11 protein-coding genes are annotated in these 13,092 nt (G+C 39.0%); all 11 read right to left on the bottom strand.

The features are described from left to right. Positions 1 to 148 precede the first annotated feature (148 nt). Positions 149 to 1,516 (bottom strand): 23S rRNA (uracil(1939)-C(5))-methyltransferase RlmD, encoded by a 1,368-nt coding sequence (gene rlmD / locus CRI88_RS18265; RefSeq protein WP_101966940.1) that lies wholly within the window; start codon positions 1,514 to 1,516, stop codon positions 149 to 151. 109 nt (positions 1,517 to 1,625) lie between these two features. Next, the gene (cydS, locus tag CRI88_RS23030; protein ID WP_004225690.1) at positions 1,626 to 1,748 is read right to left on the bottom strand and encodes a cytochrome bd oxidase small subunit CydS family protein; all 123 of its coding nucleotides are present in this window, start codon (positions 1,746 to 1,748) and stop codon (positions 1,626 to 1,628) included. A gap of 14 nt (positions 1,749 to 1,762) precedes the next feature. Beyond that, positions 1,763 to 2,788: a cytochrome d ubiquinol oxidase subunit II gene (locus tag CRI88_RS18260; RefSeq protein WP_036123446.1), complete on the bottom strand. Its 1,026-nt coding sequence runs from the start codon at positions 2,786 to 2,788 to the stop codon at positions 1,763 to 1,765. Beyond that, a complete protein-coding gene (locus CRI88_RS18255) occupies positions 2,785 to 4,131 on the bottom strand; it encodes a cytochrome ubiquinol oxidase subunit I (RefSeq protein WP_101966913.1) in 1,347 nt (448 codons plus the stop codon). Before CRI88_RS18255 ends, CRI88_RS18260 begins: the two co-directional genes overlap by 4 nt. 555 nt (positions 4,132 to 4,686) lie before the next feature. Further along, complete coding sequence (locus tag CRI88_RS18250; protein WP_036123451.1) at positions 4,687 to 5,601, bottom strand: diacylglycerol kinase; 915 nt, start codon at positions 5,599 to 5,601, stop codon at positions 4,687 to 4,689. Positions 5,602 to 5,674: 73 nt separating this feature from the next. Then, positions 5,675 to 6,238 carry a thioredoxin family protein gene (locus CRI88_RS18245; RefSeq protein ID WP_036123452.1) on the bottom strand — a complete coding sequence of 188 codons (564 nt, stop codon included), beginning with the start codon at positions 6,236 to 6,238 and terminating at the stop codon, positions 5,675 to 5,677. Between the two features lie 157 nt (positions 6,239 to 6,395). Continuing rightward, a complete protein-coding gene (gene gatB / locus CRI88_RS18240) occupies positions 6,396 to 7,823 on the bottom strand; it encodes an Asp-tRNA(Asn)/Glu-tRNA(Gln) amidotransferase subunit GatB (RefSeq protein WP_036123454.1) in 1,428 nt (475 codons plus the stop codon). Between the two features lies 1 nt (position 7,824). Beyond that, positions 7,825 to 9,288, bottom strand: coding sequence for an Asp-tRNA(Asn)/Glu-tRNA(Gln) amidotransferase subunit GatA (gene gatA, locus CRI88_RS18235; protein ID WP_058844195.1), 1,464 nt, complete (start codon positions 9,286 to 9,288; stop codon positions 7,825 to 7,827). A 24-nt stretch (positions 9,289 to 9,312) separates the two neighbouring features. Next, complete coding sequence (gene gatC / locus CRI88_RS18230; RefSeq protein ID WP_004225708.1) at positions 9,313 to 9,600, bottom strand: Asp-tRNA(Asn)/Glu-tRNA(Gln) amidotransferase subunit GatC; 288 nt, start codon at positions 9,598 to 9,600, stop codon at positions 9,313 to 9,315. 232 nt (positions 9,601 to 9,832) lie between these two features. Beyond that, the gene (locus CRI88_RS18225; RefSeq protein ID WP_036123459.1) at positions 9,833 to 10,972 is read right to left on the bottom strand and encodes a CamS family sex pheromone protein; all 1,140 of its coding nucleotides are present in this window, start codon (positions 10,970 to 10,972) and stop codon (positions 9,833 to 9,835) included. A gap of 110 nt (positions 10,973 to 11,082) precedes the next feature. Next, complete coding sequence (gene ligA / locus CRI88_RS18220) at positions 11,083 to 13,086, bottom strand: NAD-dependent DNA ligase LigA (RefSeq protein ID WP_101966912.1); 2,004 nt, start codon at positions 13,084 to 13,086, stop codon at positions 11,083 to 11,085. Between the last annotated feature and the right edge of the window lie 6 nt (positions 13,087 to 13,092).

Below are 13,092 nucleotides of genomic sequence, written 5' to 3'. Positions count from 1 at the left end.
TCCAAAATATAAAGCTCAATTTTACATTTATATCATGCCCAATAACTTTTTGAAAATCAGTCACATTTATTATATCGAAAATGTTCTTAAATGGTAATTGTCTAAATAGAAAGCAGATAGTATAGATTTCTCTACACCATCTGCTTTTCTACTCTACTAACGTTAGCCAAGCAACCGCTTCACAATGCGTCGAATGCGGGAACATGTCTACTGGCTGAATTTCCTGTGTTTGATAGCCGCCATCCTCCAAAATGCGAAGGTCACGTGCTAGTGTAGCTGGGTTACAGGATACATAGACCACTCGTTTTGGTCGTTGCTCTAAAATGGTAGTTAGAAGTGCTGCGTCGCAGCCTTTGCGTGGTGGATCGACTACTAGTACGTCTGCTTCCTTGCCCTCCTTATACCATCTCGGTATAACTTCCTCTGCTGGGCCAGCCTCAAAATAAGTATTGGTAAAACCATTGAGTACTGCGTTGCGTTTAGCATCTTCAATTGCTTGTGGGACAATCTCCACGCCCATGACTGCCTTTGCTTTTTGTGCCAGGAATAAAGAGATGGTACCAATGCCACAATACGCATCAATGACGCGTTCATCCCCCTGCAAGTCAGCATAATCCAATGCTTGTTTATAGAGGACCTCTGTTTGCTCTGGGTTGACTTGATAGAAGGAACGAGCTGAAATCTCAAAACGTACATCGCCAATTGTATCAATAATGATGTCCTTGCCCCAAAGATTGATGGTATCATCACCAAAAATCACATTGGTTTTTTCATTATTCACATTTTGCATAATCGACGTAACGTTCGGAACTAATCTTTGAATCACTGCAACGGCTGCCTCTTTTTGTGGGAACTTTTTCTTTTTTGTTACAAGGACAACCATGACCTCACCTGTTGCTCGTGCTTTACGAATGACAACGTGTCGCAGCATTCCTTCGTGTGTATGCTCATTGTAAGGGCGAATTCCTATCGCCGTTAATTCCTTTTTCAAGCCTGCAAGAATGGCGTCCGCTTCTCCTGTTTGAATTAAGCAACGATCCATATCTACAATGCTATGCGTTTTTGTTTTATAAAAACCTGCAATCGCTTGTCCTTCTTCATTTACAGAGAAGGGGATTTGCGCTTTATTACGGTAATGCCAAGGCTCTTCCATTCCTTTTACAGGAAGAACAGGTGCATTAATTTTACCAATGCGCTGCATCACATTGCGCACCATATTTTCTTTCCATTTTAACTGCCCCTCATAGGATAAATGCTGTAATTGACAGCCGCCACATTGCTTGAAATAATCACAGGGTGCTGCTACTCGATCTGAAGATGGCTTAATAATATCTACTACTTTTGCAAAGCCATAATTTTTTAAGGTTTTCATCACATGTATTTCAGCTGTTTCGTTTGGAAGTGCGCCTTGTATAAATAATGGGTAGCCATCAACCTTTGCGACGCCATTGCCATCATGTGTTAAATCTTCTATATAAACTGAAAGTCGATCATTTTTTTTCACGGGTGCTGACATTCGTACATCCTCCATTTCAATCTCCTTATTGTAGCATGTGTTGGCGAATGAAAAAAGAACAAGACTTGCCCGTTATATTGTTCTCCTCACTAACTTGAAAAAAGAGCCGCTATTCGCGACTCTTTTCTTGCTCTTTTGTAATATGATAATCCCTTGGTGCCCACCAAAATGCACACAAGATCCCAAGAATGACGACAATAAAAGGTGCATAAAAAATTAAGAAACTTTGCATACCTTGATTTCCTCCTATGCGTGATTGTCTTCTTTTCCTGTCACATAGTTTTTATTGAACAAGAATAGTTTCATCAATAAATAGAGTGAAGGAAGAAGAAGGCACAGCCCTAAAATAAATGCGATGACTAAAGCAACCGCCATTTGTGTGCTTGTAAAACTATCATAAATTGTTAAATACGGATACAGTAAGTATGGATATTGTGCTATCCCATATGCAAAGAAGGCTACAGCAAATTGAGCAATAAGAAGCCCAACTGCAAGTCCGTACTTTTTACGCATGGCAATGAGCATGACTGTAATAATAAATAAGACAGCTGAAATCGCAAACATCCACCATAAATTCACCATGTGACTATAACTTTCTGGGTTAATGGATTTCATTTCATACATAATGCCCAGTGCACTAATCATTAACGGTGCTGCCCAAACAAGTGCATATTTTCGCATCAGTTTAGTCGCTTCTACGTCATTTGCTTTATGAGCATACCACGTTAAAAATACGGCTGAAATATACAGCACAGCAGCGATGCTCAGTACCACAATGCTCCAAGCAAATGGACTTGTATATAAAGTCCAGTAGTTTAGCACAGGTTGCCCATCAATCAGATCAACATAGCCTCCACCAGCAATGGCAAAAACAACAGATAAGGAAGCGGGAATTAATAAACCTGCCACACCGTATGTCAGCGTATACCCTATATGTCCTCGCGTGCCGTACGATTCAAAGGCATAGTAGGAGCCACGAATTGCTAACAGTACAAGCGAAATACTGACTGGCACAAGTAAAATCGTTCCGTAATAAAAAGCAGTTTGTGGGAAAAATCCAACGATCCCTACGAAGAAGAATACTAAAAAGACATTGGTTACTTCCCAGACAGGCGATAAATAACGTTTGATAATATTTGTTAAAATATGATTTTTACCAATTAGTAGGCTATAAGCGTTGAAGAAGCCTGCACCAAAATCAATGGATGCGACAATGACATAGCCAAATAGAAAAATCCATAATACGGAAATACCTAATACCTCTAACGTCATAGGATGTCACCGCCTTTTTCAGAGTGGCGATCTTCAATTTCACGCTCGATTGGATTCTTTTTAAACATTCGAACCAAGACGACAATACTTCCTACTGCTAAAACTGCATAAACACCTGCGAACAATAGCATCATTAAATCCACATGGTCACTCGTAGTAGCTCCCTCCGGTGTGCGCATTAGACCATACAGTATCCATGGTTGACGTCCAACTTCCGCAAGCCACCAACCTGCTTCGATGGCAATGATTGACAGAGGTCCTCCCGCAACAATAATCCATCTATACCATCGCGAATGAATAAATTGCCAGCCCCGTGCTTTCCCTACAACATAAAGTAATGAAACTAGCACCATAAACATACCAATGGACACCATAATATCAAAGAGATAATGAATATAGAGTGGTGGTAAATCCTCCTCCGCAAATTGATCTAAGCCAATTACCTCTGCGTTAGGATTAAAATGTGCAAGAATGCTCAAAGCATACGGAATTTTAATGGCGTATTTTACTTCTTCTCCATCTAATACACCAAATAATACAAGCGATGCTTTACCCTCTGTTTCAAAATGCCATTCTGCAGCGGCTAGTTTTTCGGGTTGATATTCAGCTAAGTATTTTCCTGAAAAATCTCCAATTACAGCAGCAGCTATGGAGAAAATTAAGCCAATTTTCATAAGTAAAAGCAAGGATTTTTTATGGTATACATGCTTAGAGCCTTTTAACATTCTGTATCCCGCAATAGCTGCTAGTACAAATGCTGATGTCATATACGCTGTCACAAGTACATGCGCTACCTTTGTCGGCATGGCTGGGTTAAACATCGCTAAAAAAGGTTGAATATTGACAAGTTCTCCGTCTACAATATCAAATCCTTGTGGTGCATTCATAAAAGCATTAACAATTGTAATGAAGACCGCTGACATCGACGCTCCAACAGCGACAGGAATTAATAGTAGCATATGTTTTTTCTGACTATCAAAGCGGTCCCATGTATATAAATAGATCCCTAAAAATATAGCTTCAAAGAAAAATGCAAACGTTTCCATAAACAATGGTAATGCAATCGTTTGACCAGCAAGTTGCATAAAGTTAGGCCACAATAATGAAAGCTGTAAGCCAATGGCAGTTCCTGTTACAACACCTACGGCCACAGTAATAACAAAACCACGCGCCCAACGTCTCGCCATTAAGATATAATGCTCATCATTCTTTTTATACCCAGTCCATTGAGCAATCATAATCATCAACGGGACACCTACACCAATCGTTGCATAAATAATATGGAACGATAATGTTAACTCCGTTAATGCTCGACTCCAAAAGACTGCTGATTCATTAATCATCTCATTGCCCCCCTAACTTCCAAATATTCTTCCAAGAATGGAAAGTAGCATAATAATTGCAACACCAAAACTTATCCATATAAGTTTCTTTTCTTGTGACTTATACAAAGGCAACACTTCCTTTCCCTTATCCATACCCCCATTTTCCACTATTACAACGAATAAAACCTTAATAACGGACCGAAATTTCAGGCTATTATTAAGGTTTCAAATTTTGTTCAACTAATATACGCACATTTGCCAAACATTTTTCTAAATTCATTCACAATCTAAGTTCTAAAGATGAAATTGTATAATTTAGTCCATTCCAATTTAATAAAGCAAGCAATCGGATTAAGTAGGTTTTCAGAGATTCTTATGTGGCACAGTTCTGGTTTTCGGCTTCTATTGGGAAGGTTAACTTTGGGAGTGTGGGGGGGGTAGATATTTTTGGGAGTGGTGAAGCTTTTCTCTTTAGGGGACTTCCTAATATGCAGATCCCTTACTTTTATAAGTACGATCAGATAGAATCCAAAAAGCTCATCCAACTAAAATAGGATGAGCTTTTTGGATTGATTAAATACGGTCTTCTTCTCGAATATCTGCAAGTGGGACAAAGATTTCAATGTGACGCTTCAGATTTTCAAATGTAGCCGGTGCGTCTCCGCCATATTCGCCATCTAGGTTAAGATGGACTTCGTTTTCAGTCGTGACTTTGACAACGCTGGCTTTTTTATAAATGACACGATCGTCATTTAAATGTTCGCCTCGTAATGCCATAGCAGCTAGTTGAATAAACTCTGGAAGGCTTACTTTTTTCAGTACTATTACTGTAAAGTAACCATCATTAATACTCGCATCAGGGGCAAGTTTTTCAAAGCCACCTACTGAATTCGTTAAACCACATAGGAACATCATGGCGTCCCCATCAAATACTTCGCCATCATATTCAATACGCATATGGGAAGCTTTGATGGATGGAATCATTTCTACTGCCTTTACATAATAGGCTAACTGACCAAGCATTGTTTTCATTTTACTTGGTACTTCATAAGTGAGTTCTGTAATGCGTCCCCCAGCAGCAATATTAATGAAATAGCGTTCGCCATTTAAGAGACCCACGTCCACTGGTAATGTGTCGCCTTGAATTATAATGTCTACAGCCTCATCAATATTTCGAGGAATATGCACAGCACGGGCAAAATCATTTGTAGTGCCCATCGGAATTAGACCAACTTTCGGACGGTTTTCAAATGGACTTACACCTGAAACAACTTCATTTAATGTGCCATCTCCACCAACTGCGATGATGATATCAAAACCACGCTCTACCGCATTTTTTGCTGCAAGCGTTGCATCTCCCTCACATGTTGTTGCATGACAGGATGTCTCATAGCCTGCTACCTCTAGTTTTTCCAACACCTCTGGTAGATGTTTCTTAAATACTTCGCGTCCAGATGTAGGATTATAAATGATTCTTGCTCGTTTCATAACATACCTTCCTGCTTCATAAGATTCTATTTCATTCAACGAAATTCTACGTTGAAATGTTGCAATGCTCTTGTTATTTTTGTAATGCGTTTGTTACCTGTTTTTTAAAGTCCTCATAGACATACGTCCAGTAAGTTGAGTTCGAGATATTTTCCTCTCGAATTTCTGCATAAAGAGCTTTTTGAGCTTCTTCAAATGTTGGATCTTCTTTATCTGGTAAACTCGCTCGTTTCGTTACGACTAACTCTTGTAATTCAGGCGCACGTGGTCCCCATTTTCCTACAACCTCACCTGCATCATCTAACAACAGATAAATCGGGATAGCACGACCACCGTTTGTTAAATAACGATCAATTAACTCTGTATCAGCATCGCGAAAAACGGTACGCATTTCTAACCCTGCCGCTTCAGCAACACGACGAATAATAGGGTTGTTTAACATAGCGTCTCCGCACCAATCTTCTGTAATAGTTAAAATTTTTGGCTGCTTATCTTTTAGTAATTCGATGAAGCCATCGTTTGTTGGCACTTCAAAACCATCATAAATACGGAAGCTCTCTTCTTTCAACGTCGTCATGTTCTCCATATATTGTTGTATCGAAATAGCTTCTTGAAAATATTGTTGTTCAGTTTTCATTGGCTCGTCCCCCTTATTATTGTCTATTCTATATTTTGCTATGAATACTCTTTTTAAACAACTATTAAGTGTTATAAATTGCAAATTAGTTACATTTTTGAAAATTAATAGCCGAGGGAGCAATAAAGCTCTCTCGGCTATTATGTTACAACGAGTATTATCGTTTGGCAATTTCTTGTTGTAATAATTTATTAACCATTGGAGGGTTGGCTTGACCTTTTGTTGCCTTCATAATTTGACCAACTAAGAAGCCAATCGCACGATCTTTACCATTTTTAAAGTCTTCGATAGATTGTGCATTGTTATCTAAAACTTCTGTTACGATGGCTAGTAGTGCACCTTCATCGGAAATTTGAACTAAACCTTTCGCCTTCACAATATCCTGTGCAGAACCACCGTTTTCTACTAATTCAGCAAATACTTTTTTACCGATCTTAGAAGAAATTGTTCCGTCAGTGATTAATTTCACCATCTCAGCAAGGTTTTCTGGTGTTAGTGCAGTATCTTTAAGGTCTTTTTGTTCCGCATTTAAGTAAGCTGAAACATCACCCATTAGCCAGTTAGCAGAAAGTTTCGCATCTGCACCGTTCACAATCATTGCCTCGAAGAAGTCTGAGATTTCTTTAGAAATAACAAGAACTCCTGCATCATATGGTGTTAAGCCTAATTCTTCTACATAACGTTTTTTACGAGCATCTGGAAGCTCAGGAATTTCTGATTTCACTCTCTCTAGCCATGCATCATCAATCGAAAGACGAACTAAGTCTGGCTCTGGGAAGTAACGGTAATCATCTGTTCCCTCTTTCACACGCATTAAAATTGTTTTACCTGTTTTTTCATCGAAACGACGTGTTTCTTGCTCAATAATACCGCCTGATAATAATACATCTGCTTGACGTAATTCCTCATGCTCTAAACCACGACGAACATAGTTGAAGGAGTTCAGGTTTTTAAGCTCCGTTTTTGTGCCAAATTCTTCTTGACCATACGGACGAAGAGAAATGTTGGCATCACAACGTAATGAGCCTTCTTCCATCTTACAATCAGATACGTCTGTATATTGAATAATTGATTTTAATTTTTCTAGGTAAGCATATGCTTCGTTTGGTGTACGAATGTCTGGCTCAGAAACAATCTCAACAAGTGGTGTACCTTGACGGTTAAAGTCAACTAATGAGTGATCCCCAGCATGTGAAAGTTTACCAGCATCTTCTTCCATATGAAGACGTGTAATACCGATACGTTTTGTATAGCCGTCTACTTCAATATCGATCCAGCCGTTTTTACCGATTGGTTTATCAAATTGTGAAATTTGATAAGCTTTCGGATTATCTGGATAGAAGTAGTTTTTACGGTCAAATTTTGTTTCTTGTTCGATTTCCATATTAAGTGCAAGTGCAGCACGCATTGCGAAATCTACTACATTTTTGTTAAGGACTGGTAGGACACCAGGGTACCCTAAATCAATTACTGTTGTATTTGTATTTGGTTCAGCACCAAAATGAGCTGGTGCTGGTGAGAAGATTTTTGAGTTTGTTTTCAACTCAACGTGTACTTCTAAACCAATGACTGTTTCAAAGTTCATGTTATTTTCCCTCCCACATTTGAGGAACTTGTTTATGGAACTCTGTTGCTTGTTCAAAAGCATGAGCTACACGGTAAATAGTTGCTTCATCGAAGTATTTACCAATAATTTGTAAACCAAGTGGTAGTCCGTTTTCAAAGCCACATGGAATTGAAATAGCAGGTACTCCAGCTAAGTTCATCGGGATTGTTAAAATATCGTTCGCATACATTGTCATCGGATCATCGACGTTTTCACCAATTTTAAATGCTGGTGTTGGGGATGTAGGCCCAATGATAACATCAAAGTCTTCAAATACTTTGTCGTAGTCTGCTTTGATAAGTGTACGTGCTTGTTGCGCTTTTTTATAATACGCATCATACGTGCCGGCACTTAGTGAGTAAGTTCCAAGCATGATGCGGCGTTTTACTTCATCACCAAAACCTTGTGCACGTGTTTCTTTATAAAGGTCCATCAAATTTGTAACATTTTCTGCACGGAAACCATAACGGATACCATCGAAACGAGATAAGTTAGAAGACGCTTCAGATGAAGAAAGGATATAGTATGCAGCAAGTGCATATTTTGAATGAGGAAGTGATACTTCTTCTACAGTAGCACCTAGGCCTTTTAATACCTCTAATGCAGTAAGCACTGATTGACGTGCTGCCTCGCCAACACCTTCACCAAGGAATTCCTTTGGTACAGCAATACGTAAGCCTTTTACATCACCAGTAAGCGCTGCAGCGTAATTTGGTACCTCTACGTTTGCCGATGTAGAATCATTTGGATCTAAGCCTGCGATGGCTTCTAATAATAGCGCATTATCTTCAACGTTGCGTGTAATTGGTCCAATTTGATCTAAAGAAGAGGCAAATGCAACTAGACCAAAACGAGATACACGACCATATGTAGGCTTCATCCCTACAACACCACAGTAAGCTGCTGGTTGACGGATTGAACCACCTGTATCTGAACCAAGAGAGAATGGTACTTCACCTGCTGCTACTGCTGCTGCAGATGCACCTGAAGATCCCCCTGGTACGTGGTTTAAGTTCCATGGATTTTTTGTTGTTTTATAGTATGAGTTTTCGTTAGAAGAACCCATTGCAAACTCGTCCATGTTTAATTTACCCACTGTAATCATGCCAGCTTCACGTAACTTATTGACAACAGTGGCATCATAAATTGGCATAAAGCCTTCTAGAATTTTAGAGGCACAAGTTGTTTCTAAACCTTCTGTTACGATGTTGTCTTTCACACCGATTGGAAGACCAAACAGTGGTCCACGCTCTTCAAATGGGACTTTATCCATTTCAGCAGCTTGTGCAGTTGCTTTTTCTTCGTTTGAAGCAAGGAATGCTTGTACATCACTGTCAAGCTTTGCAATACGCTCGTATGCTTCTTTCGTTAAGTCAGCGATTGATAAGTTACCTGCTTTCATTTCCGCTTGTAACTCCTTAGCTGAACGTTCAAATAACGTCATGAGGAATCCTCCTATGTTTTAGTATTACATGATAGCTGGTACTTTTACTTGACCATCTTCTTGTTCTTTTACGTTTAACATCATTACTTCACGGTCTAAACCTTTTACAGCTACGTCTTCACGCATTACATTCACTAGTGGTAAAACGTGAGTTGTTGGTTCAACATTCGTTGTATCTAGCTCATTTAACTGCTCCGCAAAGTCTGTAATTTTTCCAAGCTGTTCAGCAAATTTCTCTGCTTCTTCTTCTGTAATAGCAAGACGTGCTAAATTTGCCACGTGCTTTACTTCTTCTTTTGTTAATTTAGCCATTTTTCACACCTCCGAATACTGGTTCAATTCATTGTTTTTATTGATAACAATAGGGTTGAATAAAGTTAACCATGCCAATAATCATAACATTTTTCATATTAAAAATCACAACTTTCACTAAAAATATAGAAACTTTCACTACTATAACAAAGTGTTGTCTCTATCTACCTATTGTGTCCCTCTAATTCTAGCCATCTACATAAAAATATAGCCAGCACAAAGGCTGACTATATTAATCATAGACATGCACGTAAGGGTCCTTATCATTGGCCTTCTTAATGATTAATGCCTCTGGGCCATTTATAGAAGTAACGCTCACCTCAACATGAATATTATCAAATTGATTGATTAGAATACCCGTCAAATATTGCGTAAAGCCTATTATTTCTGCTTTACCGAAAAATTGGATTGGAATTTCAATCGAAAGATTTTGTATTTGCTTATTACGATAGAAGCCTGTTCCGATCACACTTGTATAATTCGAGAAATATTTATCAACGTCTTGCTTAAAAATTTTGAAGTTATTGCTGACATCTCGGTAAACATCCTGTGAATCATCAGTTGGGAACAAGACATAATTTTCATCGATACCTTCCCACTCTGCAATACTGTTCTGTCCAGCTTTTGCTATACCATAGCTAAAATATGACCCTGGAATAATTTGATTGCGAGCTTGCTGCTTAAACAAACCAACAACAATTGGTACATCTTTTAACTCTTCACGTGTACGTAAACGGGAAACAATTTCAGCGGCCATTTTTTTGCCTTGCTCAACAAGTTCAGCTTCTGAAATTGGTTTTTCGTAATATTCGCCATACTGTTCTTTTTGGTAATAATAAATAGAGTTTAAGGCAAGACCTATTGAAATTCCGCCTAATTTCACTTTATTATCATTCGTTTTTGTTAAGTAATTTTGCTCTACAATGTGGGATAAATAAACGGGAGCCTTCGTTGCCCGTTCTTCTGGTGTCATTGTGTCTGTGGTCGGCGGATTTAAACCATCTTCTGTTTGTGAACTACGGGCAAGCCAAGAGCTCACCGTACTTTCAGCTAAATATTGACCTTCTTGGAAGTAATAGTTTTCCGTGTCAAACTCATTTTGAGATAGACGCATTAAACCAGATTCAACTTCCTTCATATCATATTTCGTATAAATATTAGACACAACAAGACCTCTGCTTGCACTCTCTTTATAAGGAATAAGCGTCTTATAATAGGATTCATCAATTTGTATGCTTGGGATAATTGTTGTTTCAGCTTTTTCTTTCTGTTGCGTTTCCTGTGTAAGCTCTGTTTCCTTCTTGTCAGAAGGTACACAGCCGACTAGCATTGCAGCAGCTACAATTGCTGGAATGAGTCGAAAAGACTTCATTATTTAGTGCTCCTTTACTAATAGTCAGTTTTAGGTCGAAGAATCACTCAACGCCATGATGTAATCGTTTCGCATTCTCCCTGTGAGAAAGATATGCTGTCATGCACTTATTAGATGAGGTTAAGTTGTTCAATTAAGTTGTCTTCATTCCAAACTTCGATACCTAATTGCTCAGCCTTTGTCAGTTTAGAGCCTGCATCTGCTCCTGCGATCACAAGGTCTGTTTTTTTGCTGACACTGCCTGTGACAGTACCACCTAACTCTTCTATTTTCGCCTTTGCTTCGTTGCGTGTCAATTGCTCAAGTTTACCAGTTAAAACAATTGTTTTACCTGCAAAGGGACTATCACCTATAGCCACTTCTACTTTTTTACCTTTATACGTCATATTCACGCCTGCCTCAGCAAGACGCTCAATGACTGCACGTGCATCTTCATTGGAGAAATACTCTACTAACGAAGAAGCCATTTTATCGCCAATTTCATAAATCGCTACTAGCTGTTCCTCTGTTGCTGCCATTACTGCTTCCATCGAACCAAATTGCTCTGATACGATTTTAGCTGCCTTTTCACCAACATGACGTATACCTAAACCTATTAATAAACGTTCAATTGAGTTTTCCTTTGAGGCTTGAATGGCATTCACTAAATTGGTTGCAGATTTTTCGCCCATACGTTCTAGTTCTACAAGTTGCTCAACTGTTAAATGATATAAATCAGATACATCATGTATTAAATCTGCACGCAATAATTGCTCTACTACTTTATCTCCAAGTCCATCAATATTCATCGCATTGCGCGAAACAAAGTATTTTATGCTTTCCGCAATTTGAGCAAAGCAGGCAGGATTTACACAGCGTAGAGCTACTTCACCTTCAATACGAATCAATTCACTATCACAAACAGGGCAATTTTTTGGCATGACAAAAGGGACTGAGTCCTCTGGACGTTGCTCTATTAGCACACCTACCACTTGAGGAATGATATCACCAGCTTTTCGAATAATGACTGTATCTCCAAGGCGAATATCCTTCTCTCGAATTAAATCTTCATTGTGCAACGATGCACGTTGTACCGTCGTCCCTGCTACTTGTACTGGCGTTAAAATAGCCGTTGGTGTTACTACACCTGTACGTCCTACTGTTAAATCAATAGTAAGTAATGTTGTGACAACTTCCTCTGCTGGAAATTTGTAGGCAATGGCCCAGCGTGGACTTTTGGCAGTGTAGCCTAGCTCATCTTGTTGAGCATACCGATCTACTTTGATAACGATACCATCAATTTCGTAAGCTAAATTCGGACGGTTTTCTGTCCAATGCTCTATAAAGGCCATGACCTCTTCAATTGTCGAGCAACGCTGACGCTCTTTGTTCGAAGGGAAACCAAGACCCTCTAAATAATCAAGCATTTCCGCATGCCCATCAATACCATATAACTCACCATCTCCACCAATAGCATAGATAAAAGTTGATAATTGACGACTTGCCGCAATTTTTGGGTCTAACTGACGTAGTGAGCCAGCAGCCGCATTACGCGGGTTAGCAAATAATTCTTCTCCATTGTCAGCACGGTGCGTATTTAATTTTTCAAATGATTTTTTTGGCATGTACGCCTCACCACGTACTTCGATTGTCACAGGATCTTTTAAACGTAGTGGGATCGCTCGGATTGTCTTTAAATTGGCTGTAATATCTTCGCCTACAACACCATCTCCTCTTGTTGCCCCTTGTACAAACACGCCATTTTCATATTTCAATGAAATAGCCAAACCATCTATTTTCAGCTCACATACATAAGAAAATTGGTCTCCAATTGCCTGACGTACTTTACGATCGAACTCTCGTAAATCTGCTTCATTAAAAGCATTTGAAAGACTAAGCATTGGATAATCATGTGTTACTTTTTTAAAGCCCTCAACCACTGCTCCACCAACACGCTGTGTAGGAGAATCGGGATAAATGAGTGATGGATTCGCTTCCTCTAATGCGATCAGTTCATGTAATAATTGATCGTATACACTATCAGCTACAACAGGATTATCTAACACATAATAGGCGTGACCATATTCATGCAATATTTTATTTAACTCCGCTACACGCTGTTCTATTTCGTTCATTTATGT

Source organism: Lysinibacillus fusiformis, assembly GCF_002845985.1.
Lineage (GTDB): Bacteria > Bacillota > Bacilli > Bacillales_A > Planococcaceae > Lysinibacillus > Lysinibacillus fusiformis_D.
This window is presented reverse-complemented; position numbering and strand designations above follow the sequence as displayed.